This is a genomic window from Mucilaginibacter sp. P19 (genome assembly GCF_050632265.1).
GTDB classification, from domain to species: domain Bacteria; phylum Bacteroidota; class Bacteroidia; order Sphingobacteriales; family Sphingobacteriaceae; genus Mucilaginibacter; species Mucilaginibacter gossypii.
The window spans coordinates 1,225,461-1,251,008 of sequence record NZ_CP192586.1 but is presented as its reverse complement, the minus strand read 5'-3'; the positions used below and the strand labels follow the sequence as shown (position 1 = coordinate 1,251,008).

Genomic DNA, 25,548 nt, shown 5'->3' with positions numbered 1-25,548 from the left:
GTCCTCCTATTTAAATATCGCTTATTTCCAGTTTTCCCTGTTCGTTAATAAGCTTAAACTGTGCTGTCACTGCTTCTGTAAAGCCTGGTAACGTTGTCAGATCGGTATCCCAAAGGCTTTTATTTTTAAGGATAGCTGCAATCGCTGTTTCTGCATCAGCGCCGTTCCATGCTTTGCTTAAATTAGGTGCCTGGTCGTCGGTTACCGCGTAATTATCCGAATGTGCTGTTCCGGTATATTTACCATCAGCCGTCTCGGTAATCTGCATAAAGCGGATAAAAGCTGCAAAACCAAGAGCCATCATTTGAGGCGCCTTATTATTTTGTTTGTAATAGTTCAATAATAACGGAATAACCCGCATTTTAATTTTAGTAGCGTACTGCACCGAAATGCTCAGCCACTCGTGCCTGATGTTGGGGTTGCGGAACCTGTCGAGCACCTTGTTACCAAAATCACGGGCTACATCTTCATCAATCTGGTATGGGATAGATGGCATGATTTCAGTAAACATCAGTTGGGTGATGAATTTTGTGAAATGCGCATCGTCCATGGCTTCCTTAACTGTTTTAAAGCCTGAAAGATAAGCTACGGCGCAACTCAAGGTGTGCGTACCATTAAGCAGGCGGAGTTTCAATTCCCTGAACAGTTCAATATCAGGCGTAATTACAACACCGTTATCAGCCTGGGCAAAAGATAGCACTTCGGCTATTTTCTCATCGCACTGGATAGCCCAAAGACTATAGGTTTCGGACATGATGCTGAGGTTATCGGTATAACCGCGCTCGGTTTCCATGGCGTCACTTAATTGCTGATCCGGCCTGCCGGGCACAATCCTGTCCACCAGCGAATTGCAGAAACTATTGCTGCTCTCCAGCCAGTCCATAAAAGCTGGCTCCAGTTTATTTAAATGGGCAAGCTCTAAAACAATGGCTTCCAGTTTTTTACCGTTATCAATAATCAGTTCCGTTGGGATAATCACCAAACCGGTATCCGCTCTGCCGTTGAAAGCCCTGTAACGCTCATATAAAATAGCCAGCAGTTTGCCTGGGAATGATGCCGGCGGATGTTTACGTACATCTTCCTTTACCAACTGGATCCCAACTTCTGTGGTGTTTGAAATCACCACCTGTAAATTTTTGCTTCGTGCTATCTCCAGGATCTCTTCCCACTCGCTTGAGGCCGAAAGCACCCGGCTGATCGCCGAACAGATTACCTGCTCATTAACTTCTTCGCCGTTTTCAATGCCTTTTGAATAAATGGTGTACAAACCATCCTGCATATCGAAATCCGTTGTCGAACCTTTGTCGGTGGATTTAACAACCGCAACCCTGCCGTTGAAGATTCCGGCACGGTTAGCCTTGTCGATAAAGTAATCGGGCAAGCCACGCAACAGTACGCCGGTACCAAATTGCAGCACCTTTTCGGGCAGGTCAAATACATTGACAGGAGGTAATTCTGCTGCCGGCACTGTTGTTTTGTTCAGGTTATATCTTGATAATATCATGTTCTTTTGAATTGTAATAAGTTACTATTTTTTTGTTTGAGGAATTTGCTTCACCAACCAGCCTACCAAATCGTTGGCTGCTTTAAAGTTGTCATAGTCGGCCGGCAGCTTTCGGCCATCTGTATATTCGTTATAAAACCAGGGGTCGCCAACGGCAAACACAGTGCCTTTACCATATTTGGCGGTAGCTACGATGATGTCTTTGCCGTTAGTTAACCGCGGTACAGCGGGCTTGATTAGCTGCAGGGTACTCAACTCTTTGATATAAATCTTACGCGCTGTTTTAAAGATGGAATTATCCGAAGGGATGTTTATAGCTCCCTGCTCAAAATTGCGGCCGACCACCCTGTTAACACTATTTAGGTTAAAGCTGATACCAAACTTGGCCATTAGCTTGTTCAGATGTACAAATTCGGCATTACCGGTATCGTTATTTAAAACCACCAGTACGCCGCCATTTTTCACCCAATTACTGATGGCTTTAATATGTGGTTCTTCGATATATTTAGCGTCCAGGTTTTCTTTAGGAATATCAGGATCAACAATAATATAAGCTGCCGCTTTTTTCAGATTGACATCATCAGGCGCCTCACTTAAAGTTTTGGTATGTAATCCGTAATTATTAAAGATCCGTCCAAAAAGCGAAAATCCGTTATTATCCTGTTCCTCCCACTTGTAGTGGAACGGGATACTTTTACCGGTAATATCCTTATGGTATTCGTTATTAAAATAACTATCTAAAAGTACGGTTTTGCCTTTACCTGCATTCAGATTGGCTAAACGTTCCATCTCTACACTGGCCAGCATAAATGAACCAACACCTTTGGTTTCGTTGGAGACAGTCTTTACACCGGTATAGTATTCGTAACTGCCATCGCGATAAGGTTCGCCGCCTACGCCTACAGCACCTGCCGTGCCTTTCAGGTTTACATGTCCATCGGCATCGGTTTCAATAAAGTTTTTGATGATGCCATCATAAGCTTTTCGGGCAGCAGGCAAATATTTTTGAGGCAGATAGCCTTCCCTTACACCTTTAGCCAACGTATACACAAACATGCACGAAGCCGATGCTTCCAGGTAATTACCCTTCTTGCTGCCTTTATCAAGCACCTGGTACCACAAACCAGAGCCTTCATCCTGACTGCCTTGTATAGCTACAGCACGGCGTTTTAAAATGGCAACGAGCGCTGCACGTTTAGGATGATTGGCCGGGAAATAGGGTAACACATCAACCAGTGCCATAGCATACCAACCATCGGCACGGGCCCATAAACTGGCCGAAAGACCGGTTTGCGGGTTAGCCCAGCGTTCTTTTTTGCTCTGATCCCAGGCATGATACAACAAACCTGTTTTAGCATCGCGCGCATGCTGCTCCATCCAAATAAACTGATCGGCTATCTGGTCAAAATCCGCATCCTCATGGTAAAGGGAAGCATATTCGGCATAAAAAGGCTCGGCCATGTATAAGCCATCGAGCCACATTTGGTTAGTGTATCTTTTTTTATGCCAGAAACCGCCTTCAGGAGTTTTTGGCTGTTCGTCCAGCTGTCTGCGAAGTAATGAAGCAGCTTTGTAGTATTTTTCAGTACCTAATACCTGGTGTAGAAATAACAGGCTCCGGCCTGATAAAATATTATCCAACGTATAATCTTTGGCTTTATAGGTACGGATGGATCCATCTGCCCCCACATACCTGTCCATCGATTTCTGGATGTAAGTAAAATATTCACTCCGGGCCGATTGCTGCCAAACGCTTTGCAGCCCTTGTAACACAATCCCCTGGTCGTACGACCAGTTAGTGCCCGGCAGCGAATCTGCCCAGATATGCATAACCGTGTTAGCCATCCGCTGTGACCATGGCAGCGTTTGCGCCCTGAGCCCCAGGCCCGCGAACAGGGAAGCACATAACAATAATATTTTCTTCATTATACAGCTCATTTTATTGACATTACATCCCAGTTATCACTCCCGGCAAGAACATTATTCAATGTATATTTTTTCATTTCGGCCTCAGTTAATTGGTGCGACCATGGCGCACGTTTGCTGATATTGGTGCCGCTGCTTTTATATTCGGCAAAAAAGGCGGTCTTTTCATTTTCCGGGTTACGCCAGTTATCCCAGCCCTGGGCGCAGATGTAGCTTCCCATTGTTGTATTGATAAAAACAGATCTGGCGTATGGCCGCCAGGGCCTGCCCAGGTAAACCTTTGTTACAGAGGTATCAGCTGCTTCAAGCCGGCAGTTTAAAAACACAAAACCAAATCGCTGTCGCGGTGTAGTTGCGGGAGCTGTAATAAAAGAGTTTCGGAGACTTTTGATCACACAGTTTTGGAAAACCGCAGTGGCTTCGCCGAAAATAAAATCGGTTGTACCTTCCATATAACAGTCTTTATAAAACTGGCGGCTGTTTTCGGTACCGGCATAAAGCGTATCCTGGTTGCCAAGCAGCCGGCAATTGATTATGGCACACCTGTCGCCCTCAACATGTAAAGCCACGGCCTGTCCTACGGGGCCTGCGGCATTTGCTATGGTTAAATTCCGGGAGATAAAATCGTTACCCTGCACCAAAACCGTGTACGAAGTATAGGTTGTAAACTCGGCTTTTCCGAAGGCATCCTTACCCTGCGGGTTTGCTTTGCCCGAGAAATCGCTGTTGGTGATGATGGTTTTATTTTGATCGTCACCTATCAGTTCTATATTACATTTCCAGGAGGGGATTACCAGTTTTTCGTGGTATACTCCGGCTTTTATGTAAATGCTAACCCTTTGCTGCGACAGGTCACGAACAGCGTTTACGGCCTGCTGAATGGTTTTGAAATCGCCACTACCATCCAGTGCTACGGTAAAACGCTTTGGATATACAACCGCCTGCGCCAGCAATAGTGCCGGAGCAAAAACAATCCATATCAATAGCGCCGCTCTCTTCATTAATTTGAACCGGTTATTGCATTTTTGGTTGCTCCTGAAGCAAACTCAGCTTTGTTCTTAGCCTTGGCGGCATCGGTATTCAGTAATTTTATTTGCTGCGACTTTTTACCGCTGACCTTAAACAACAACTCTGTATTGCCATAGGTAATATGATCAAACGTAAGGCTGCTGCTGTTTTGAACATTGATAAGTGGGTTGGTTTCTTTACTTTCGAGATGGATATTTTTCAGGAAGATGTTCTGTGCTTCTATTACATCTGCTCCTTTAACAGTTTTGAAAGTACTGTTTTCTATATGGATGTCCTTAATCCCCATCTCGGGTAGCCCCCGGATCATGAGCGCTTTTTCGGCGCCGTTACACACTACATTGTTTACATAAAACTTGCGAAATGAAGGTGTGGCTTCGGTTACCGGCACAACAGCCCGGTCATTTATATCATCCGCTTCGCCGGGCGATTTGCCTCCGTAGTACATATCAAAAAGAATAGCCTCATGAAGGATATCTTTCATGGCAATATCCTTAATAAAGATATTTTCAACTACGCCGCCCCTGCCGCGTGTAGTTTTAAAACGCAAACCAATATCCGTACCGATGAATGTACAGTTTGATACGAAAATATTACGCGCCCCTCCCGACATTTCACTTCCTATCACAAAACCGCCATGGGCACGGTAAACCACGTTATTCCGTACAATTACATTTTCAGTGGGCTTACCGCGTTTGCGGCCTTCTTCATCCCGGCCCGATTTAATACAGATGCCATCATCGCCGGCGTCAAAAGTGCTGCCTTCAATTAACACATTCCGGCATGATTCTACGTCGATTCCGTCACCGTTCTGGGCATTCCAGGGATTCCTGACCCTTGCGTTCTGTACGGTAAGGTCTTCGCATAGTAAAGTATGAATATTCCATGCGGGCGAATTTTGAAGGGTAACGCCCTGTAGCAATACTTTTTTACAATTGGTAAGTACCAGCATATTTGGCCTGAAAAAGTCCTTAAAAGGTTCGTTATCCTTTATGGTTTTTCCATTGCCAACAACACCTGCCCCAGCTGCTTTAAGTCCGTTAACATAACTTTCAGAAGGGTACCATGACCTGCCATTTTCGCTCACTACGCCTCCCGATGCTACCAGTTTTTTCCATTCAGCTTCAGTAAGCCTGTCTTTGCTGATGGCCCGCCAAACCTCGCCGTGCCCATCAATGATCCCTTCGCCGGTGATGGCGATATTGGTAAGGTTGGTGCCGGATATCGGCGATTCATTACGCACAGCGGCATGGCCTTCATAATTACCTTCAACCAGTTTATATTGCGTTTTATCATCAGTAAACTGGAGCAGCGCCGCCCGGCTTACATGGAGGTTTACATTACTCTTCATCACCAGCGGCCCGGTTAGCCACAAGCCTTGTGGAATAAGCACTACCCCGCCCCCTTTGGCGCTGCAGGCGCTTATTGCTTTATTGATACTTGTTGTATTTAACGTAATGCCATCAGCTTTGGCGCCATATTTTAAAATGTTGATGGTATCCTTTTTAAATACAGGTTTATTTACCTGCGGCAAATGTTGCCAGGAATACTGCTGACACTGTACCCGCGATGTGAAGCAACCCGCCAAAAGCAAAACCGCTATCCCTATCCTTGTTTTTACTACCGACATGTTTTTATTTTAAAACAGCTATTTATCGCCCTATAATTGGTGAGGGAACATTAAATCCTAAACAAGATTAAAGGCTGACGGCAATAAAAAAAGGATTTGCCCAACAAAAACCGCGCAAACGTTCCCAGAAACGTTTGCGTAAGTTTTAGCGGCTAAAAAGAGAGACCGGATTTCGTCAGTTAAACTCAAAGCAACGCCGGTTTATGGTGATTTTATTTGATACCGCGCAATTACGAAGCCGACCAGTGCACCATATCATAAGGATAATTCGGATGGTTAGCGTAACCGCTATCATCAAGTCCCATTATCTTAGTTACCGCTCCCGCCTCCCAGCTCCAGTAACCTTTATATGAGCTTTCTTTTTTGTGGTTTTCATACCATGAATCGTCTTTATGCAACCTGTACCATTTGTCGAGGTAAAGTTTCATTTCGCGCTCCGCATCGGCTTTAGGCATTTTTGTTAAATCATAAATATCCCTGTAAGCTTCGGTGATAAGCGTATCCGGCTGCGGGCCGCTCCCCGGCTTTTTGGTGTTAATGATATACCATAATAAGGCATCCGGTGTCCAGGTTGGGTAACTGGAACCACTATCCGACTGGCGGATATAATTAATAACCGGCTCGTATACCTCATCAGGTACATTCAGTAAGCTGCCTAAGGCTACCATATCAATCATATCGGCATAAAACGCGTCGGCATCCCAGCCTTCGCCATAGTATCCGGCAGCTGCTATATATTCATTATAACACAGGCTGATATCATTCCCGAAAGAATAGTTTAAATAAACCAGGTCAAGATGTTCCATAGCAAGCACCCAGTTGTTTATCGGGCGAAACTTTTCCTGTTGTTTTAAGGTGACATTTTGTTCCTGGTACATTTTTATTATCGACTGCTTCTTATCAAACATTTTTTTAAAGAAAGCAACGTCTTTATATTCTGCTCTTAACTGCGTTTCGGGTGTTGCCGTGGTTCCACCTCCGCCAAATAATTTATCAAAAAAACCCATTTTATAAGCTGTTTAAATTTATGAGAACCATCCTGCAATTGATTTACCAATGCCGCTTCCGGCCAGGCCTCCTATAACCCCGCCAACAATACCACCAACTACCGTACCAACCCCGGGGCATATAGCAGTACCTATCATTGCACCTATTTCGGCACCTGCTATACCTCCGGCAAGGCCACCGGCAGCACCGCCTACCGCTTCTTTTGTTTTTTTGCCAAAACCGCCCTCTTCTTCATACGCCGAATAGATACTTACTGCATCAAGGGCGATACCAACAACTATAAGCCCCCGGCCGGCAACTTTGCCAGCCACACTTAAAGCAGGAGAACGTGCAATTGCCTGGCTTGCCTTAAACAGGCCGTCATTTGCGCCAGTGGCAATTCTGCTATTACGTACCGCCTGCGAAAAATTAGATTCGGACAAGGCTGTAAGAGGTTTTGAATTGAGCATGGACGACCTTACACCATTCATAAAATTGCCGGCCCTGCTGGTTTTTATCTCCAGGGCCTCACTTTGCCCGCGGGTAGCTTTAAAGCCGTTGGAGTTTATAGTTTCTGACTGCATGGATCCGTCGGGCTTAACTCTGATCACCTCGCGGTTCAGGCTGCCATCTGTATTTGCCAGTCTAACCCCTGCTTCGTCTGCCGGGTTTATCGCCCCGTTATTGTCGATGTGATTTCGCGTCCATCGCTCACTTAACTCGCGGCCGGTTGTCGTATTTTGTATCGATGCTGTATTGTATTTACCGTCTGTAATTTTATACCCATTATCTTTGGCGTAAGCCCCATCAATACCCGAAGCCGTAGGTTTATCAATGTCAATTACAGGGTGCTCACTTCTTACATCTCGAAAACCTTCCTGCCGATGATAAACGTTGTCCTTCATCTCCCCGTAATTACCATGCCTGCGGTAATCACTTTCGCTGTTGCTCCGTACCAGGCTTATCTTGCCGTTTTCAACATCATAAATGGTACCGCGCTGTAATATATCAAGGGTGTTGGTGTACGAACCATAGTTGAACGTTCCGGCGCCAGCACCCGTAACAAGCGCCCCGGCTGTGCTCATACCGCCTGGCGCATTAAAGTCAACACTTATTTTGCCGCCTTGTTTGCATAACAGGTTCGCATCTTCAAATAATAATTTGTAGCCGTTAACCTTAACACCTTTATTGGTCTTGTCCCAGTAAATAGGATCAAATTTGCAGCTGCCACCCGTTACCGAACACCTGCCCATGGGCAAAATATTTTCACCCGGCACCATGTCGGCCTCACTGGCCAGGAACTCACCATAAATTTTCGTGTTGTTATGATGCGTTACCTTTAACCGCACAGGAGCCGACCCTTTATCGCACTTAAGGCAGCTATTGTTTGGAATATATTTTTTTGACATCGGATATTACTTTTTGTGAGTACTAAACCTTCAGCCTTATACATGCAGTACACTGTTGCTCAACTCGTTCTTATCAACGCGTTCCTTCGGAAGCTCATGCTGTTCAATCCGCCTGCATTGATGTGCCGTTACAACAGTATAAAATGAGGGCACATGTAATTGCAAAAACAAATCGGCCTCCTGTAGTATGTTGTTTTCAAATTTGTAAATCTCTTCCATCTCGGTCTGCAGGTCAACCTTCAGGTTATAGGTATTTGTAAGGTCCTTTAGCATCCTCACTAAAACAGGTCTTTCAAACCTTTCTTCGTCAACCTCGGCTTCGTTAGTTATGGTTACGGTGTTGCCATGTTGTTCGGTAAAACTGTAGATGACGAGCGGCAGGTCAATTGTGCCGAAAAAACCTTTCAGTATCAGGGAAGAGCTTTCATTGGCTTGCCATTCCCTGTAAAAAGGTTGAAAAAAGCACCGGTAATGGCTGTATCCCATAAATGATTGCAGAAAGCGTTTAGGATCCTGCAGCAATTTATCTGTTTCGGACAGCATTACATCGATACCATCCTGCTGACGATATTTTTTGGCAATTTTTGACCGGAAGCCCTGCTGCCAGCAATTAGCGATACTATTAAAATTATTGATGCCGATAAATTTCCCTTCCAGATCTGTTATGATCTGTACCGGCGACTGGAACCATTCCATATCTGCTGCCCATTCATGGATCAGCGCCGAACCATCCATATTTTGATCAAGCAGGGTATATTCATAAACCCGTTGCTTATCGTCATGGCTAATGAGTTTTATTTCAATCCACCTGTCCTGCACAAACTCAAGTACTTTTGTGCCAATTATGGTACGGTTGGATGAGCTAAGCTGGTACCATGAACTTTGAGCTGTATTTACCGGTAATATATTCATGATCATGATTGGTTAATTTCAACATCGCCTGCTATAATATGCGCCAGACTGCCGCCGTTGAGATGCATTTTGTCGGTCGAGCTGATCTCGGCCGATTTGCTACTTGATGAAAGTTTGCCGGCCGCAGCATCAAAAGTGATGTCTTTGGCTGATGCAGAGAGTTTGATGCTTTCGGTTTCGCTGGTAAAGGCGATATCTTTTTTCGCATTTGTAGTGATACCTTCATCCTGTGCCGCTACCGCTATCGATTTTTTGGCTGTAACATTGATAACACCATCCCCCCGCCTTCTTTAGCCGGTGATGATGTTATATTAATGCTATTGCCCGCATTAATGTTTATATCTTTTGATACCAGCGTTAAGGTGTTTGGCGCATAAATGGTTACCGTACCGTCGCCATTAAGGGTTACCACGTTACCGCTGGGATCTTTAACGTTAATGCTGCCATTGCTATCGTCCAGTATCACGGTGTTGCCGCTTCGGGTAGTAAGCGCTTTGGTTTTATTGGTTTGACTGCCGCCTGTGCCTGTTTTACCACTAAACATGCTGCCAATAATAACCGGGCGGGCAATATTACCCTCCTCAAATGCCACCAGCACCTGGTCGCCAACTTCGGGGATAAAAACAAAGCCTCGGTTCTTGCTTACTTTATCCGAGCTGCCGGCATCAGGAGAAACTACCCTGAGCCACTCGGTAACATCATTCGCGGTACATTGCCATTTAAATTTTACTTTAACGCGGCCATGCCCATCCGGGTCGGCATTGTCGGTAACATCGGCCAGCTGCATATCCGGGTTTGGCTTTTCGGCTTCAGCAACCGGGATACGCTCCGTATCGGCAGTAACGCCTTCAAACGTATTTTGGTAATGGCCAATACCGTCGATCTGGTGATAAACCGCCGTAACCAGGAACTTGCCAAAATCCTGCAATTCAAAAGCCCCTGTACCCCTTACACTCATGCTTACATTAAGTATTTTGCCCAGGCCCACCATGGGGTTGTCGCAATTGCCTACTATGGTAACCAATTCGGATATCAGCGCTTTTTGCTGGTTATTAACAAAATCATCTATTTCTTTTTTGTTATTTACCCTAACAGCCAATGGTTCATTATAAACTTTGCTGAAAACTTTGTTTGACGCGCTGATGGCATGCGAAAGGTCCGGCGTGCTGCCCGAAGAGCCTTGCGGCTCTGACGAAAGCAGTTCATCCTGCCTGGGGTTGTAAGCAAATTTATTATGCTTTAAAGGCGCTATCTGCATTGCATATTGCAGGCTGTGCAGATCACGACCGTAAATTAGAGCAACCTCCTCCAGTTTATCGGGCTTGCCAAAATTCAGTTTAGCACCATCGTAATAAAACCATTCATAATACTCGGCCGAAAGACGGTTGATAAACTCAAAATCGCTTTCACGATATTGAATGATATAATCAATAGGCGAAGTATTGGTTGGCTTGATATTGAGGTTCAGATCGTTTGCTGGTGCATCCTGGGTAGCTAACTGAATAATGCTGCTCAGGCTTTTGTTAAGATACGAGCCGAGGTCGGGACCCCGGTCAATCAGGATGGTCGGACTAAAGCCGCTCACCAGGATATCGCCATGAAACCCATGGCTTTGCGAAAGCTCTACCTTGGTAACAATACCGCTAAATTTATTTTCGCCGCTATCGGCTGTGCCAAATTGCACGGTAATGTTTTTGCCAATAAAGTCCTTTGAGTTTTCGAGCGTAACAGCGTTGTACTCTTCAACCATATCATGGTTAAACCTGAGCTGAAAAGTATGATGCTCATTAAAACGCTGGTCAAGGTTAAAGGTAGAGAAATGGGTGATCTGGGTACCTTCAATATTGATATCTACTTTTAGTTTCTTTTCCATAATTCGGCTATAAAATCCATTAACCTTTAACAGGCCATGGGCTGTAGTAACTTATAATTTTATATTGCCCGTTAACTTTTCCAAAAACAAACCCGTACGATGTTTCCCTGCCATTTTTTTGCTCATATTGTTGCTGCAACTCGTAAAGCTTACTGCCTTTATCTGTAACTTTTGCAATAACTTTATAATAATTTTCGTCGGTAGCGGCGTCAATTTCCGACAGATCGTCTTCGGTACTTTTGGGTATAAGACGAAGCACGTCAGCACTCAATATAGCAGGCTCATACTGTGGATATTCTGCCCCGCTCACCAGTCCCTCAGCAGGGTTAATCGTAGCAGATCGTAAATCTTCGTTCGACCATTGGGGTGTTGTTTGCAACGGAAAGTAAAACATGGCGGCCAGCTGCTTTTTATTTTTTTGCAGGGCAGCAGCTTTAAACTGTTTCAGGCAGGCCCTGAACAACTGCTCATCCGTAAGGGCCGACTTATGCACAGTTCGGGAGGCCGACTTAGCTATGGTCTTGACAGTATCAGCAACCGGAGCTTTAGGGCTACCGCTGCAGCCAACAGCCGAACCTGCCAACCCGGTAGCAAGCAGTAATAATACCATATGTTTATTAATCCTGTTCATTGGTTAATTTCTGGGAATACTGATCAGTGCCCTGTCTTCCATCCGTTTAAGGATAACTGCCGCGCCCATTTGCTGGGATACCGCCTCGGCATCAAAAACACCGTCTTTGACATATTTGCCCTTAACATACTGGTTCGAAAAACTCCAGAGGTAAGGTGTGTGAATGCCCTTTTTATTATAACCGAAACCGTTATATCCCTCCAGCTTTTGCAAAATAAACGGCAGGCTCCAATTGGTTACCTTATCATACTTCATCAGTTTAATAGCATCAACAGCACTCTCCTCAAAAGTAAACGGAGGGCCGTGACCTACCTTTGGGCGATTGGCCGGCACCTGTACCGTGTAACCGGTAAGCGGATCGCCGTTGTGCAGGTGTTTTTTGAAACTGAACGAGCACTCCATATAATGTACACAAGCTATAAAATACCAGGGGATAGCTCCGCCGCCGCCAAAAAGGTTCATAAACGAAAACGGATCATTTGGGGTAAACCTCCCGGTGTCAAAAAAATTAGCTCCCAAAAGGCCGGTTGTCATCTGCGGTTTGGTCATGATATCCAAAACGCTTTCGGGTTTGGCATTGGCCGCGGTTGGGTTTAATGATAGCGGTGTGGTGTTATAACGATCAAAAAAGGGGTATACACCGATGCGAAAAGATTTTTATTTCCGGCAGCCGACGGCGCATTAGTACCAAGGCGTACCAGGTTTGAAATACTTTCGTAACGGGGGCGGTTTACGGTTACCTTTTCATCGATGATCTTATCGACAGCAGCGATTTTTTCCTTTTTAATAACACAGTTATTAAAAAGCTGCACGTATTCCATGGGGGTTGGAACCGACGATTTTTTCACCTTTTTCTTTGTAGTGGGTAAGGCTGGGTTTATTATTCTCTTCTTTCTTTTCATAAGGTTTATAACTGAACCTAAACAAAAGCTGTAAAAAGATACGGAGGAAAATATGTTACTATCTCCTCCGTATCTTTTTAAAAAGACAGTACAAATCAATTGTACTGAGATATTATTTAGGCCAGTCGTTTTCGTGCTCGGCGTTGCCTATTTTCAGCTTACGCGCCGATATCACAAAGCTTAACGACATTGGGTTGTTACCGATAATCGATATCCCCTCGTTATATTGAATTATATAACCATCCTCAAAATTAAGCTCCTTCATTTTGGCATCTTCTTCAGATTTTTTGAAGGTGATAGTGCCGTGAATTGGTTTGTACTGGCTGTTCACCATCGATTCGATAACCGAAGTATCTTCGGTTGATTCAACCTCAACCTGGATAGTACCACCATATACACCTGATGACGGACGGCCTTTTGAGTCAACGTCCCTGTTTAATGAATAGCTGCATTGCAGCACGTCGAATTCTTTCGATCCTAAACTAATTCTTGCTTTGAAAGCCATGATCAATAAAGTTTTAAGTAGATAAATAAATTAAGTGCCCCTTCGGCACAAACTGATAACAAAATCGGCCGGGCTTAGTTTCTACCTGGCCAATCGTTCACGTGCTCGGCGCTTCCCAGTTTCAACTTGCGGGCCGAGATCACAAACTTCAAACTCATGGGAGTTGCGCCTGTAATGTCGATACCTTCAGAATACTTTACGATGTAGCCATCTTCAAAAGACAGCTCTTTCATTTTAGCGTCTTCCTCAGATTTTTTGATCAGCAAAGTGCCGGCAATCGGTTTGTACTGGTTGTTAACCATTGATTCGATAATGGAGGTGTCTTCAGTCGACTCGATCTCGATATCGATAGTACCGCCGTAAATACCTGAGGACGGGCGTCCTTTTGAGTCTACATCGCGGTTTAATGCATAGGAGCAAGTGAGCACATCGTAGTCCTTGCCCGAAAAATTTAATCTTGCTTTGAAAGCCATAATGATAAATTTTAAGAGGTTAATAATTTAAAGTAGATGCTTTGCGCATTACTTTAATAACTACAATGTAATTAATTTATTGTTTGGAGAAAATATTAAATATTTATTTAAATAAGTTTTAACCCAAAAGAATATAATTTTTGGATCCACTTTTTGCTGTACTCATTATCGAGGTTGTAGAGATGCCCGATGGTACTGGTGTGTACGGGCTTGATGCCGCGCTTTTCGAGGGTTAGTTTTTTTACTGCCAGGTAGGTTGGCTTCATATCAACCTGCCAGTCCTGCCAGGCAGCTTCATCCAATATAGAAACCACACGTCCTGACCGGCCATTGAAATTAACCGACGAGCAGCTGATAAAAACCTGGTCGGGCATGAAAACGCGATCAAAAAAACCTTTAATTTTCGAGTTGATCGAATCTTTATAAACCGGGCAAAATATCACCACGTGCGATGCCCATTTTATTGCGTTTACGGCCTGCACAAGGTCGGGTTCGGGCTCTTTATTGCTTATCGTGAACTGCTTATTGGGATTAAATTTAAGGTCGGCGATGGCTATCTCCTTTACTACAGCTTCGGCGGCCTGGGCCCCGTCTTTATAGGCGTTGATCAATGCCGCTGTGGTTGGTGTTTTGTCAATATCTGCATTAATGATCAATAGCTGCCTCATCAATGCAAACATAAACCATATTTAACAATAAATAAAGTTAGGCCTCCGGTTAAATTAACCTAAAATGCACACAGCGCTGGTTTAACGGTTGAATCTCGCTTTTAAAACCCGCGTCCTAACAGGAGGCACCTACGGAGCCAATATATTGTTTTGCACATATCCGATATCACTCCTGTAGGTGCTTCCTTATTTTAAAAGGGATTCATTACCACTTCACAACGTTGTGTACCGCGATATTACTGCTGTTTATATTCGCTGTTCCAGGTTGGGCTTGCATCCTCACCTTTTTGTCCGTCAAGCTTCACCACAAAGCTTTTAGCCGGGAAATATGGCGTGATATTAATATCAAGGTGAATGCGGTCCTTTTGCTGTTCATCGCGCTCAAACCTGATTATTTTAAAGCGTTCGATAAGCCTGTCGGGCCCCTGGATGTTATCCAAAAACTTCACAATTTGCGAGCGCAAATCCTGCTCTGTTTTTGATGTCCAGTTTTCAAAAGCCCGGCGGTTCAAAAAGTCGAATAATACTTTGGTGATATAATCAAATACCCTCACTACCGAATAGGTTTGCAAACCGATATTATCGCCGTTAAACAAAGTTTTGGCCGAGAATGCCATTACCTTGCCATACTCATTCACCATAGGTACCAGGCCAATGCGCTCCAGGTGCGAGATCTCGCTCTTTTTAAGGTCAAAGCGTACACCATCCACCTCGTTAACCGCGCCATGTTTTTTACCGGCGGTAACCTGCGACATCAGCGTGTAATACATTTTACCGGCCAATGCTGCCGAGCCCGGGATATACAGGTCATCCTCTTCACCCGCTTCGGCAACTTTGCCGCGGCCTACCAGCCAGTTACAGGTCATGATGGTGTTCGATTTAAAGGCATCGCCGCCGGTTAAATTGGCTGATGTAAACAGGTCTATCACATCATCCGGTTGTTCAAGATCCGCAAAATCGGTCACCAGCATTACTTTATTATCATAAGCTATTTTTGACCAGCGTTCAACTACCTTGTTTGAGCCAAGGTAGCCGGGTACAACCAGGATTGAATAATTTTGACGAAGATCCAGCCTGTCATAATTTTGCTTAAGTTCATTTGCAGCATATTCAATAAAGCGTGGGTTATCAAGCTCTTTCAACTGATCGATCGTGGCATTCATTAATACCACATTCTTCAGCTTATCCTGTTCGGTGTTTTTATAAAACAAATGCACTGTGCGGTAAGCCTGTTCCAGCTCGCAGGTGCTTTCCAATACATTGAGTAAATTTTTGTTCAGGTTTTCTTCAACGCTTTGCAGTTTTTCGGCGCTTTTCTGAATAGTATCGCTAACCGATTCGCCGCTTTCCAAAGCTTCTATCCATTGATTAAGCTTCAGCTTAAGCTCTTCGCGCTCCCCTTTCTTCTCATCATCAGTTAAAAAGATCTGTTTACGGGCTTTGCGTTCGGGGTTCAGGTTTTGAAGGCCATCAATAGTAGCTTCCAGCAAATCAAAACCACCAACTTTTGATAGTTTATCTAAACTGGTTGATAAGGATGCCGCGCCGCTTCTTTCTTTTATTTTAAGAGCCTGGTCTGTTGAATTTTCATTCAGGATCTGCTCGTTTGGTGTTGCCATGATCGTGTTGTTAAATGTTTAGGATTAGCTAATTATTGGTCAAGCTCGGTTACTATATTTTTTAACGCCTCAATAAAGGCCTGTTTGGTTTCGGCGTTATCAAGGGTTGACTTCAGCGTTTTGTTGGTTTTCAGCTGCTTCATGATATTGAGGTACATCTCGCGCTGAATATTAAGCTTATGCAGGTATTTGCTTTGTTGTACCAGGTTTTTTGGTGCAAAATCGCCAAGATTATTAAAGTACAGGGTTTCGGTAACATTTGACCCGTTTTCTCTTTCAAGCTCAACACTTACTTTTGGCTTGTAATGAGCAAAAACCTCTTCAACATTTTTAAGTCCTTCAACCTTCTCCGGTCTCAGCGGCTCATTATCAGTTAATTTTTGAATAAACAAAGTTTTATTGGGAGCTATCTCACCAAATGCTTCTGAGGAATCAACTTTTGTTTCGTTTCCCCCTATTTCGTAATTAAACATAGCTTTATTTAATAAATGATAAGTATGAAAGTGTTTATGTTATAATGCAATAACTATAAAATTGTTTTTAACAGTATGTATTTCAGTTAAATTACTTAACTAATGCTCCATAATAATTCAGTATCATCACTTTTTTTATCTATGGCGATAGTATTTCCTTTTTTCAGTTCGCCCGAAATAATATACCGTGATATTGGCCTGCGCAATTGGTTACGGATCACCGCCGATAGCTGCCGGGCACCATATTTGGGTGTAAAACCGCTTAAGGCCAGCATATTTTTTGCTTCGGCACTTAACTGCATGTTTATGCCCATTTTATCGAGCGCCTGCGTAAGGCTTTTGAGCTGGATCTCAAAGATGCGTACTACATTTTCTTCATGTATAGGTGCAAAGGGTACAATTTCTGATAACCGCGCCAAAAACTCCGGCCTGAATTTATTAGCCATCACCTCCATCAATTGGTTTGATGCAGGCATATACCCCCGGCTAATTTGCTCAGATACCCACTCGCTGCCAATGTTTGAGGTAAATAGCACCAGCGCGTTTGAAAAATCGCCTTGCTTGCCCAGCCTGTCGTGCATATGCCCTTCATCCAGGATCTGTAAAAAGATATCAAATACCGATGGGTGTGCCTTTTCAATTTCATCAAACAGCACAACCGAGTAAGGTTGCTGCCTTATTTTGTTTACGAGCAAGCCGCCCTCTTCATACCCTACATAGCCCGGCGGCGCGCCATACAGCAATGCGGCCGAATGTTCCTCCTTAAACTCCGACATATCAAAGCGGATCATCGCTTTTTCGTCATTAAATAAAAACTCGGCTATTGATTTGGCCAGCTCCGTTTTACCGGTGCCTGTTGGGCCAAGCAAAAAGAATGAGCCGATGGGCTGCCCTTTTTTGTTCAGTCCGCTCCGCGATTCGAGTATGGCATCAGATACGGCTTTCAACGCCTGGTCCTGCCCAACAACCCGTTTTTTTAGGAAACTTTCCATGCCCAAAAGCCTTTCTTTCTCCTGCGCCTGGATCTTGCCTAAGGGGATGCCTGTTTTGTAGGAAATAATAGCAGCAATATCATGGTTATTCACCACCTCGGTTTTATTTTGAGCCAATTCCTCAAGCCGGCTCAAATTGCGTTCAAAGTAAGCGATGTATTCATCGGGCGTTTCAAAAGTATCAACCTGGGTTTCATCTTCCAGCTGCCCTAACAATACCGCGCTTATTTTATTGCGATACAGGGTGTAAAGCCATTTGTATGCTCCGATCAAATCGCCTGCATCATCCTGAGCTTTTAATTCGTTCAGTTCGGTGCGGAGTTCGGAAAGGGCTGTATCGGTGGTATCGTTCATTAAACGGATAGCAGCCATGGTACGGTCGAGCAGATCAAAAGCAGAGTCGGGCAGGCGACGGTCTTTCATGTAGCGTTGTGCCAGTCTTACGCATTCTTCGGCAGTATTATCATCTATCTTTAAGTTGTGGTGCTCCTCATATTGGGGCACCAGTTTTTTAAGCATTTTAATAGCTGTAGGCGTATCGGGCTCATTTACCTGCAGCACCTCAAACCGGCGGCTAAATGCCTGTTCGGGCTCAATCACTTTGCGGTATTCGTCGATGGTAGTGGCACCAATCACCGTTATTTCGCCGCGGGCAAGTTCCGGTTTCAGCAGGTTGCCAACACCGCCGCCTATCGGCCCTTTATTATCAAGCAGTGTATGGATCTCATCAATAAACAGTATAGCTTTTTCAAACTGCTTTATCTCGCGCAGGATGTTTTTTAACCGGTCTTCAATTTCTCCTTTGTAAGATGCCCCTGCGATCAATGAACCCAGATCAAGTTCAAAAAGCTGTACATTTTTAAGCGACGCCGGTACCTGTCCGTTTACAATGCTAAGCGCGAACCCGTCAACCAGGGCTGTTTTGCCAACGCCCGCATCGCCGGTGATCATTACATTGGGCTTGGTGCGCCGGCTCAGGATCTCCATCACCATCCGTGTTTCGCGCTCCCGGCCTATGATAGGATCTACCTTACCCTGTTTGGCCAGGCTTGTGCGGTCTACACAGTATTTGAGTAATGCCGTTGTTTGTTTGGGTGCATCGCTGCCGTTTGTGGCCTGCGCAGAGGGATTTACCGCATGGTTAACATCCTCATTACTCAAATAAATATCCAGTAACTCGCGTTCTTTTACCGGGAAGGATTTTAGCTGGTTAGCATCAAAACCCACATTGGGCTTTATTAACGCAATCAACACACAAACGGGCGTAATCAAATCCTGGCCTAATTTTATGCGCACATTATCGGCTTCTTCAAATACCTGCTTTACCTGGTCGTTACCTAACATTCTCGTCGGGCACGGTTAACGCGGCCGAATAATCTTCAATGCGCACTTCGGCCCAATCGCTTATGTAAGCCGTGTCCTTCCCGATGGATTGAAGCAGGTTCTTCAACCCCACTTCCTGGTGCATCAAGCCTTTTAAAAGGTGCGCCGGACCGAATTCCTTATGGTGATATTCTTTGGCTAATGACTGCGCTACCCGCACCGCCGTTTTCACCGACTCGCTTAAATTAACTATGTTCATATGCTATTGCAGGTTAGCCTGGGTTATATAATAATAGGTTTTGCCGTTTGACGTAAAGTGTTGGTTGGTAATAGCAGCCTGTTTAATAACATCACTGATATGGATCAAATATTGGATATATGCCTCAAATTGTGCCTGCGGCATATCATCGTTATGTTTAAGATCATTCACCTTTTTATTATAGAAATCTTTTTTGCCGGGTAAGGGTAAACTGGTAACCCGCAGAAAATAATCGGCCAGGGTCATGTCTTTAATATCACCGCCAGATAAGTTAAGCCCTAAATGCTTGGCAGCGATGTCAACATAGTTATCAACCAGCTTTGAGCGGTAATCGGACGCGTCCCGCTGCAGGTTTTCGCCTATCATGAGCGACAGCAGATCTGTCAGCTGCTTATAATCCTGCTCGTTCAATATCAGCAGGTATTGCAGCTGCCCCTTGCTTTCATTTACCAGGTTTCTGGGCGCTTCGGCGCTGAGGTAATATTTGAAAGCGTTATGTGGCATATTGTTTCCCAAATCGGTTGACGGCTGGCCCTGCTGCTGCATAACCAGCGGCTGTACATAACGTTTTTCGCGCCCGGTAAGCCTGAATGCGCTGTCGAGCGTATGGATCTGGTTACGGATATCATAGTCTGTTTCGCGCATCAGGCGTTCAACTGCCAAACTCATGGCCTGGTTTGATTTTACCACTCTCTTGGGCGGAAACACCACAGCGCCCTGGATCAGGCTCTTTTTGGGGTAATCGAGGTAAAAAGAAACCGAATCGGACAGTGATGTATTGAATTGCTGCACGTTGGTAAGGCCTTCTCCATTCACCATGCGCTGTTTTTTATAATCGGCCAGCTTTACCGCAGATTGTGATACAATTTGTCTTGCCTGGATTACAAAATCATTGTAGATAGGGTTGTAATCGCTAAATACCTGGATAGCCAACAAGCGGGCGTTGGCGGCCGCTATCTGACTGGCCACCGTATTAACCCCTACCGAATTACGATCTAAAGCGCCGGTGGCACCAATCAGGATGACCAGGTTGGTTTCTGTCCGGATGATTGCCAAACAGGCTTAACCCCGTGCGGATACCGTCAAAAACTGGTTGGGAACTTATCACCGGGGCACAGTTACCTGTTACTGTTGACTGCGATTCGAGGTATTTTACCAGGTTACGATAATCGGCACTAAGCGGGGTTGACTGGATGCCCCCTGTTTGACAGCCGGACGCGTTACGGTAAACTACAGCCCCGTATCTAACCTGGTTACTCCTGGCATGCGCATCAAAAATATCTTCAAATGATTGAATAGTACTGGTAATACCCGAAAAATAATTGCGCATAGGGCTACCGCCATCAACCACAAACACAATGTTAACGTGGTGAACATTGTTGCGGATCTTGAGATAATCCTTATATGCTAAATGCCCGCCTTTGATATTGAGCACACTGTTATGGCTTTTATCATAAACATCGGTTGCGAAGCCGAGGCTAAGATTACCCGAAGCAGATGAGCTTACCGGCATGCTCAATAACAAGGGAGCATTATCGGCCAGTAAGGGGTCAAAAGCAAAATAGCCCGTACCTCCCTTGCTATTATTGGTTTTGAGGGAACTGTTGATATATCTTGCAATAGAATCATTGATCAATGGCTGGTTTTCCCTTGCCGACCCGATATATAGCCTATCGCCCCAGCTATGAACGGCGTCGGCGGCTATCCAGCCATAAACACTGCCAGCTGCATTATCGGCAATTAACTGCGGATCGGACCCTACCAATACTTTTTTCCCGTCGTCAGATTTTTTGTATACATAAACCACGTTGTGCAGTGCCACTTTGGTTTTTTTCTGGCTTTGATCGGGCCCGGCAAAAATGTATGCCGAATCAGTTTTGTCATAATAATAATCGGGCATAGTGAGCGGACCGGCACCACTTATAATGGTGATATATTTTTCGGGATAACCATTTGTGCTGGTAAAAGCAGACTGCCAGGGCAACACCTTTGAAATGCTGATCCATCCGTAACTTTGCGAGCCTTTTTTATTGGTAAGCTTTTTACCTTGTACCATGCCTGCCTGGTACTTAATCAGTTTTATAAACCCGTTTTTTTGTTCACTTACATAAAAAGGTTCCATGAAACTTATTTTTTTCATTACCAGCGTTCCGCCCGGCGAGGTATATGTATAATTTTCGGCCCTGTCCGAAAATACGATCCATGGCAGAGAAGTACGGTCGTCGGTATTGTAAATGCTGGTACGCTCATCAGGTTTTTCAAAAGCTTTGGGCAGTGTTACCACTGTTTTGCCAAGCGATACCGGCGATTGCGCCCGGGCCGCAATTACTATACAGGTTAAAAAAACGAAGCTTAATATATTTTTCATGTTGGTTGATGCAAATAGGTTTTAAAATGGATTATCTGGGCCTCCTTTCGGGAGCGGCAGTGGTTGCATGCTGCCTTACCGAAAGCATGCTTGAACAGTTTGATTTTGGCTTTAGGGTAACCTGTGCTTCGTCAACACTGATGCCTCCTCCAAAAGTTAACCGCATACAGTAGGAGTAAAAATCAGTCCGTTTGCTTTCGCCGTTATCTTCAAGGTTTACGGTAACTTTCTCGTCTCCGCAGAAATATCTCCTAACGAGGTAATAATAATGGCGGTTAAAATCACCGCCGTTGGCTATGGCCTGCAGGTGTGCCCTGATATCATCGATTACACGGCGCTCACTTTCACCAGGGTTTACGATCTGGTTGGCAAATGTTGAATCGGGATTGGTAATACGCATGCGGTGATAGACCGGGCGCCTGCTTTTATCCGTGCTAAGTTTGATAAAATAGGTACCGGGATTGTGAAAGGTGTAGAGTGCAGTTGGTCCTTTAACATCCACCCGGCCGGTTTCCCCAAACGACCATTCAAAAATCCGGGCATTACCCTGCGCCTCAAGCCTTACCTGTTCATTTACAATCCCCTGTGTGGGGCCGTTAATTGTAATCAGGGTATCGGCAGCTATGGTTGGGGTACTATCTTTTACGCTAACCGGGAATTGCTGCGTTAAATTGCCGTCAACGGTAAGCCGTATGATATAGTCGCCTGTTTTTTTAAAGTGGTAGCTCCCGTTTTGTTGAGTTGATTTATCGCCATTGCCAAACTCCCAAAGCCAGCTTTTTGCATTAGCCGTATTATCCGAGTAAACCAGGTGCTCGTTCAGGGCTATCTCATCCTTCAGGATACGGGCGTTGATCACTCTCTTTTCAAACAATGAACTACGCAGCAGGAAAATGATACCAGCAATAACAACTACGCCTGTAAAAATGTATAAAAAGGTGTAGGTGTTCCGGTTAGTATCGACGGGCCTCCCGTCGTTGTAATCGTTTTTCATTTTGCTTAGGTTATATATTGTAGATGTATGATGATGCTTACCGGGCCATGCTCATGTTTTGCTGCAATTGCCGCTGCGCAATGTGGCAGTCATCAACCGATCCTTTTATGTTCCTGATATCGTTATAATTGCCCGTTAGTTCGCGCTTATCATAAAAAAGTGCCTGCAACAGTTTTGAAGCGTGGATAAAGCATTTATACCGCGCATCATATGGGCGGCGGTTGTAATATGACTTTATGGCACCTATTGAACCGCTGATATCATTCTCCAAAAAAACGGCCTGCACGTTGGGGTTAAACTTTACTATTTTATGATACGTTGTATCAACGGTTGGTAACGCTTCGGTAACAAGGCTTTCAAACTGCTCTTCTTCGTTTACCTTTTTAGCAAACTCGCTTTTTGATACTAACCCTTCGTTGCCATAATTATAAAATATAGCCACGCACAATATCACCGACGTCACTAAAAACATCCCCATGAAAAACAAGAATTTTTCTCTCCGTTCTTTTAAACTAAATTTTAACATATGGCTTATTAATGCGGATAGTGATGGTTTAACTGGTTAATTGCCGATTTATTTACCCGGCTACACGACTCTAACTGTGAGCGAAGGCTTTCAATCTGGAAACGAGTGGTAAAAAGCGAATCTTTGATGCTGGCAATGGTTTCAATATCGTTGCTAAGCTTTTTATACAACTCAAAACTTTTAAGCGGGTAAGGGTTACTTTGCAGCCGCTCCCGGATATGCTGATTACTCTCCTGGATATCATTAAGCAGTACCGTTTGGTTATTAAGCTCCTGCGAGTTCATTTTTGCATACTGCGAGAGTTGCTGCATGCGCAGCAGGATCAATTCAAAGCTGTTATTGATATCGGTACGGAGCGCTATCAGCTGATCTGTTTTTTTAACGCGGGCATTTAATAATTCAAGCTCACGGCCCGAGGTTGCAAAAAAGAAGTAAACGATAATGATGGCAAAACCCAGTAATGTAATAAGGTACATCATGAATTTGCGATAAGCCCGGTTTAGGTCGCTATTGTTTACAGGTTTCATCTAATATTATAGTATCGGTTCGGTTTATTTACAGCTAAAAAAGCTGCATTTATAATATTTAGCTCATATTTATTAATTAACCAATAGTGTAATAATTATCAAAAAATCAATACTTTATCAACTATTTGTAACCAATAAAACATATCTACAACTATTTTTGAAAATAAATGTTTATAAAAAGTTAAAATTTAACACAGACGCAATCCAATAATATCATTTATGCTAAACCCGCTTTATTCAAAACCGCTCCGCTTTAGCCATATCAATAATGGCCAGGACCTTGATAAACAAGACCTTGGCGCGTCTATATCGCAATACATCGAACTCATTATTTTTACCCGTTTTGGCGAGCACCGTTACAACCCCGAATTTGGCTGCGAGATCTGGGATATGGATTTTGAACTCATTATGAGTGAGACTATTTGGGAAGAAAAGCTGAGGCAATCGTTGTTGCGTTCTATCAGCAAATTTGAAAACAGGATCTATGATATTGATATCAGCGTGAACATTACCGAGATCAACAAATTTTACCCCTTGCGCAACGTGAGCGAGATAAAAAAGAAAGTAGATATAACCATTAAAGGCAAACTGAACAAAACCGGCGAAACATATTTGTTCAAAACTGCTTTATTCCTAAGCCCGCTATCAGCATAAACCTATGAGCGCTATATTTTATAATTCAAAAGAAGAGATCAGGAACCGCATGCTGAAGAACGCTACCGAGTTTTGGGGCGTTCAAAACGTAAATGATGTTGATCCGCTGGTAAAGCTTTTGATTGAAGCCCTGAGCACCGAGTTGTTCAACTTAAACAACGATGTTAAAAACCTGGAGCATCGCATCCTGAACAAAATATCCAGGATCCTGGCTTCCGACTATTTAACGGCTCCCCTGCCCGCCTATGCCATATTAAAAGGTAAACCCATCGAGGCTTCAGAAATATTGAACATCGGCAATCATTTTTATTTCCGAAAACAATTGGCAGCAGAGGTTGGCAAAACCAGCCCGGAACAACTGGACATTTACTTTACACCGGCAGGCTCTAACTCTGTATTTAATGCAGAAATAAAATACAGCTTCAACGGGGGCAGGCTGCAGGAACATATTGAAAATGGGCAGAAGAATACGTTGCTAAGCGTCCGCACTGGTGCTTTTGGCGAACCTAACACCCTTTGGATAGGCATTGAAACAGCAGTAGCATTGAATACTTTTAAAAATGCAGGAATCTATTTCGACTGGCCTGTTTACATCAGCAATACCGATTTTTACAGCCTGCTGCAGGTAACTAAATTTTATCTGGATGGTTCACAGCTTGATACTGAACCTGGCCTCATTTACGCTGATGAACAAGCCGACGATCAGAAACCTGTTTTTTATGATCAGCATATCATTAACCTTATAACCCGCGACGTCAGGACCTATTACAACAATCATTTTATTTCGCTTACCGATGAGCGGCTAAGCAATATTACCGCCTTCAAAGCAAATTATCCGGTTGAGTTGCTGTCGTTTTTTAACGAGCAGGATTTGAAATCACTTAAGCCCTGCCTGTGGTTCAAGATCGTATTCCCAGCGGCAATCCCGGCAAATGCCATTGATGAACTACAGTTACATTTAAACTGTTTCCCGGTAATGAGCAGGCGGCTTCACCAACAAAAATTCAGGATCAAGGAGATCAGCGATATCATCCCTATAAAACCAGGCGCTTATGATCATTTTTTATCGATCCATGAGCTGCATGACGACAATAACGTTCGGTATAACGAGATCCCGTATAGCCAGGCCGGTATTAATTATGAGGGCAGTTACTCCATCAGGAATGGCGGCGCCGAGCGTTTTGATGCACGTAACGCCAGGCAAACTATCGAATATTTGTTTGAGTTGCTTCGCGACGAAAAAGCGGCCTTTGCTGCATACGGAAGCGACTTTTTAACAACGGCCTTAAAAACACTGGAGCAAAATATCTCCATTATCGAAAAAAGTCCAAAAGTTCAAAAGATCATCATGAACTGGTAAATTACCT

Annotated in this window: 25 protein-coding genes; 2 read left to right on the top strand and 23 right to left on the bottom strand. The window is 44.2% G+C overall.

The window, feature by feature from the left end; translation table 11 throughout:
- Positions 1-10: 10 nt before the first annotated feature.
- The 23 genes from ACQ86K_RS06010 to ACQ86K_RS05900 all read right to left on the bottom strand — a co-directional run bounded on the left by ACQ86K_RS06010 (position 11) and on the right by ACQ86K_RS05900 (position 23,527).
- Positions 11-1,504, bottom strand: a complete 1,494-nt coding sequence (locus ACQ86K_RS06010) for a tagaturonate reductase (RefSeq protein WP_091172352.1) — start codon at positions 1,502-1,504, stop codon at positions 11-13.
- 24 nt (positions 1,505-1,528) lie between these two features.
- The gene (locus tag ACQ86K_RS06005; RefSeq protein WP_091172664.1) at positions 1,529-3,430 is read right to left on the bottom strand and encodes a glycoside hydrolase family 88 protein; all 1,902 of its coding nucleotides are present in this window, start codon (positions 3,428-3,430) and stop codon (positions 1,529-1,531) included.
- Between the two features lie 8 nt (positions 3,431-3,438).
- The gene (locus ACQ86K_RS06000; RefSeq protein ID WP_091172354.1) at positions 3,439-4,431 is read right to left on the bottom strand and encodes a pectinesterase family protein; all 993 of its coding nucleotides are present in this window, start codon (positions 4,429-4,431) and stop codon (positions 3,439-3,441) included.
- Positions 4,431-6,086, bottom strand: a complete 1,656-nt coding sequence (locus tag ACQ86K_RS05995; RefSeq protein WP_091172356.1) for a glycoside hydrolase family 28 protein — start codon at positions 6,084-6,086, stop codon at positions 4,431-4,433. The genes ACQ86K_RS06000 and ACQ86K_RS05995 overlap by 1 nt, the downstream gene beginning before the upstream one ends.
- 230 nt (positions 6,087-6,316) lie before the next feature.
- On the bottom strand, positions 6,317-7,093 hold the full coding sequence (locus ACQ86K_RS05990) for a PoNe immunity protein domain-containing protein (RefSeq protein ID WP_091172358.1): 777 nt from the start codon (positions 7,091-7,093) through the stop codon (positions 6,317-6,319).
- Between the two features lie 18 nt (positions 7,094-7,111).
- A complete protein-coding gene (locus ACQ86K_RS05985) occupies positions 7,112-8,482 on the bottom strand; it encodes a PAAR-like protein (RefSeq protein WP_091172361.1) in 1,371 nt (456 codons plus the stop codon).
- A gap of 36 nt (positions 8,483-8,518) precedes the next feature.
- The gene (locus tag ACQ86K_RS05980) at positions 8,519-9,394 is read right to left on the bottom strand and encodes a hypothetical protein (protein ID WP_143020842.1); all 876 of its coding nucleotides are present in this window, start codon (positions 9,392-9,394) and stop codon (positions 8,519-8,521) included.
- 241 nt (positions 9,395-9,635) lie between these two features.
- On the bottom strand, positions 9,636-11,267 hold the full coding sequence (locus tag ACQ86K_RS05975; RefSeq protein WP_431199988.1) for a type VI secretion system Vgr family protein: 1,632 nt from the start codon (positions 11,265-11,267) through the stop codon (positions 9,636-9,638).
- A gap of 19 nt (positions 11,268-11,286) precedes the next feature.
- Complete coding sequence (locus ACQ86K_RS05970) at positions 11,287-11,898, bottom strand: hypothetical protein (protein ID WP_091172368.1); 612 nt, start codon at positions 11,896-11,898, stop codon at positions 11,287-11,289.
- A gap of 3 nt (positions 11,899-11,901) precedes the next feature.
- Complete coding sequence (locus ACQ86K_RS05965) at positions 11,902-12,447, bottom strand: hypothetical protein (protein WP_431199987.1); 546 nt, start codon at positions 12,445-12,447, stop codon at positions 11,902-11,904.
- Between the two features lie 44 nt (positions 12,448-12,491).
- Complete coding sequence (locus tag ACQ86K_RS05960; protein ID WP_431199986.1) at positions 12,492-12,800, bottom strand: hypothetical protein; 309 nt, start codon at positions 12,798-12,800, stop codon at positions 12,492-12,494.
- A gap of 112 nt (positions 12,801-12,912) precedes the next feature.
- Positions 12,913-13,305, bottom strand: a complete 393-nt coding sequence (tssD, locus tag ACQ86K_RS05955) for a type VI secretion system tube protein TssD (protein WP_090531686.1) — start codon at positions 13,303-13,305, stop codon at positions 12,913-12,915.
- A 74-nt stretch (positions 13,306-13,379) separates the two neighbouring features.
- Positions 13,380-13,778 carry a type VI secretion system tube protein TssD gene (gene tssD, locus ACQ86K_RS05950; RefSeq protein WP_091172372.1) on the bottom strand — a complete coding sequence of 133 codons (399 nt, stop codon included), beginning with the start codon at positions 13,776-13,778 and terminating at the stop codon, positions 13,380-13,382.
- Positions 13,779-13,885: 107 nt separating this feature from the next.
- Complete coding sequence (locus ACQ86K_RS05945; protein ID WP_431199985.1) at positions 13,886-14,458, bottom strand: NAD(P)H-dependent oxidoreductase; 573 nt, start codon at positions 14,456-14,458, stop codon at positions 13,886-13,888.
- Between the two features lie 224 nt (positions 14,459-14,682).
- Entirely contained in the window at positions 14,683-16,065 is a 1,383-nt protein-coding gene (locus ACQ86K_RS05940; protein WP_091172375.1) for a DUF5458 family protein, read from the bottom strand.
- 32 nt (positions 16,066-16,097) lie between these two features.
- A complete protein-coding gene (locus tag ACQ86K_RS05935) occupies positions 16,098-16,538 on the bottom strand; it encodes a type VI secretion system contractile sheath small subunit (protein WP_091172377.1) in 441 nt (146 codons plus the stop codon).
- Positions 16,539-16,633: 95 nt separating this feature from the next.
- On the bottom strand, positions 16,634-18,874 hold the full coding sequence (locus ACQ86K_RS05930) for an ATP-dependent Clp protease ATP-binding subunit (RefSeq protein ID WP_431199984.1): 2,241 nt from the start codon (positions 18,872-18,874) through the stop codon (positions 16,634-16,636).
- Positions 18,864-19,112 carry a Clp protease N-terminal domain-containing protein gene (locus tag ACQ86K_RS05925; protein WP_431199983.1) on the bottom strand — a complete coding sequence of 83 codons (249 nt, stop codon included), beginning with the start codon at positions 19,110-19,112 and terminating at the stop codon, positions 18,864-18,866. The genes ACQ86K_RS05930 and ACQ86K_RS05925 overlap by 11 nt, the downstream gene beginning before the upstream one ends.
- A 3-nt stretch (positions 19,113-19,115) precedes the next feature.
- On the bottom strand, positions 19,116-20,168 hold the full coding sequence (locus tag ACQ86K_RS05920) for a hypothetical protein (protein ID WP_431199982.1): 1,053 nt from the start codon (positions 20,166-20,168) through the stop codon (positions 19,116-19,118).
- Positions 20,101-21,480: a type VI secretion system protein TssR domain-containing protein gene (tssR, locus tag ACQ86K_RS05915; protein ID WP_431199981.1), complete on the bottom strand. Its 1,380-nt coding sequence runs from the start codon at positions 21,478-21,480 to the stop codon at positions 20,101-20,103. The genes ACQ86K_RS05920 and tssR overlap by 68 nt, the downstream gene beginning before the upstream one ends.
- Before the next feature lie 31 nt (positions 21,481-21,511).
- Positions 21,512-22,474, bottom strand: a complete 963-nt coding sequence (locus tag ACQ86K_RS05910) for a PKD domain-containing protein (RefSeq protein WP_091172384.1) — start codon at positions 22,472-22,474, stop codon at positions 21,512-21,514.
- 37 nt (positions 22,475-22,511) lie between these two features.
- Positions 22,512-23,000 (bottom strand): type VI secretion system transmembrane protein TssO, encoded by a 489-nt coding sequence (locus ACQ86K_RS05905; RefSeq protein WP_143020843.1) that lies wholly within the window; start codon positions 22,998-23,000, stop codon positions 22,512-22,514.
- An 8-nt stretch (positions 23,001-23,008) separates the two neighbouring features.
- A complete protein-coding gene (locus tag ACQ86K_RS05900) occupies positions 23,009-23,527 on the bottom strand; it encodes a type VI secretion system TssO (RefSeq protein WP_091172388.1) in 519 nt (172 codons plus the stop codon).
- A gap of 219 nt (positions 23,528-23,746) precedes the next feature.
- On the opposite strand from ACQ86K_RS05900, the gene ACQ86K_RS05895 reads away from it, so the two are divergent.
- The gene (locus ACQ86K_RS05895) at positions 23,747-24,181 is read left to right on the top strand and encodes a GPW/gp25 family protein (RefSeq protein WP_091172390.1); all 435 of its coding nucleotides are present in this window, start codon (positions 23,747-23,749) and stop codon (positions 24,179-24,181) included.
- 4 nt (positions 24,182-24,185) lie between these two features.
- A complete protein-coding gene (locus ACQ86K_RS05890) occupies positions 24,186-25,541 on the top strand; it encodes a type VI secretion system baseplate subunit TssF (protein ID WP_431199980.1) in 1,356 nt (451 codons plus the stop codon).
- Positions 25,542-25,548 lie beyond the last annotated feature (7 nt).

Bases quoted from the DNA above. Each gene is read 5' to 3' on its own strand.
- ACQ86K_RS05990 (WP_091172358.1), bottom strand. From the start codon at position 7,093: ATGGGTTTTTTTGATAAATTATTTGGCGGAGGTGGAACCACGGCAACA.
- ACQ86K_RS05975 (WP_431199988.1), bottom strand. From the start codon at position 11,267: ATGGAAAAGAAACTAAAAGTAGATATCAATATTGAAGGTACCCAGATC.
- ACQ86K_RS05910 (WP_091172384.1), bottom strand. From the start codon at position 22,474: ATGAAAAACGATTACAACGACGGGAGGCCCGTCGATACTAACCGGAAC.
- ACQ86K_RS06005 (WP_091172664.1), bottom strand. From the start codon at position 3,430: ATGAAGAAAATATTATTGTTATGTGCTTCCCTGTTCGCGGGCCTGGGG.
- tssR (WP_431199981.1), bottom strand. From the start codon at position 21,480: ATGAAAAATATATTAAGCTTCGTTTTTTTAACCTGTATAGTAATTGCG.
- ACQ86K_RS05985 (WP_091172361.1), bottom strand. From the start codon at position 8,482: ATGTCAAAAAAATATATTCCAAACAATAGCTGCCTTAAGTGCGATAAA.
- ACQ86K_RS06000 (WP_091172354.1), bottom strand. From the start codon at position 4,431: ATGAAGAGAGCGGCGCTATTGATATGGATTGTTTTTGCTCCGGCACTA.
- ACQ86K_RS05935 (WP_091172377.1), bottom strand. From the start codon at position 16,538: ATGTTTAATTACGAAATAGGGGGAAACGAAACAAAAGTTGATTCCTCA.
- ACQ86K_RS05900 (WP_091172388.1), bottom strand. From the start codon at position 23,527: ATGAAACCTGTAAACAATAGCGACCTAAACCGGGCTTATCGCAAATTC.
- ACQ86K_RS05940 (WP_091172375.1), bottom strand. From the start codon at position 16,065: ATGGCAACACCAAACGAGCAGATCCTGAATGAAAATTCAACAGACCAG.
- ACQ86K_RS05905 (WP_143020843.1), bottom strand. From the start codon at position 23,000: ATGTTAAAATTTAGTTTAAAAGAACGGAGAGAAAAATTCTTGTTTTTC.
- ACQ86K_RS05995 (WP_091172356.1), bottom strand. From the start codon at position 6,086: ATGTCGGTAGTAAAAACAAGGATAGGGATAGCGGTTTTGCTTTTGGCG.
- tssD (WP_090531686.1), bottom strand. From the start codon at position 13,305: ATGGCTTTCAAAGCAAGAATTAGTTTAGGATCGAAAGAATTCGACGTG.
- ACQ86K_RS05895 (WP_091172390.1), top strand. From the start codon at position 23,747: ATGCTAAACCCGCTTTATTCAAAACCGCTCCGCTTTAGCCATATCAAT.
- ACQ86K_RS05980 (WP_143020842.1), bottom strand. From the start codon at position 9,394: ATGAATATATTACCGGTAAATACAGCTCAAAGTTCATGGTACCAGCTT.
- ACQ86K_RS05960 (WP_431199986.1), bottom strand. From the start codon at position 12,800: ATGAAAAGAAAGAAGAGAATAATAAACCCAGCCTTACCCACTACAAAG.
- ACQ86K_RS05890 (WP_431199980.1), top strand. From the start codon at position 24,186: ATGAGCGCTATATTTTATAATTCAAAAGAAGAGATCAGGAACCGCATG.
- ACQ86K_RS05970 (WP_091172368.1), bottom strand. From the start codon at position 11,898: ATGAACAGGATTAATAAACATATGGTATTATTACTGCTTGCTACCGGG.
- tssD (WP_091172372.1), bottom strand. From the start codon at position 13,778: ATGGCTTTCAAAGCAAGATTAAATTTTTCGGGCAAGGACTACGATGTG.
- ACQ86K_RS05965 (WP_431199987.1), bottom strand. From the start codon at position 12,447: ATGACCAAACCGCAGATGACAACCGGCCTTTTGGGAGCTAATTTTTTT.
- ACQ86K_RS05925 (WP_431199983.1), bottom strand. From the start codon at position 19,112: ATGAACATAGTTAATTTAAGCGAGTCGGTGAAAACGGCGGTGCGGGTA.
- ACQ86K_RS05930 (WP_431199984.1), bottom strand. From the start codon at position 18,874: ATGTTAGGTAACGACCAGGTAAAGCAGGTATTTGAAGAAGCCGATAAT.
- ACQ86K_RS06010 (WP_091172352.1), bottom strand. From the start codon at position 1,504: ATGATATTATCAAGATATAACCTGAACAAAACAACAGTGCCGGCAGCA.
- ACQ86K_RS05945 (WP_431199985.1), bottom strand. From the start codon at position 14,458: ATGTTTGCATTGATGAGGCAGCTATTGATCATTAATGCAGATATTGAC.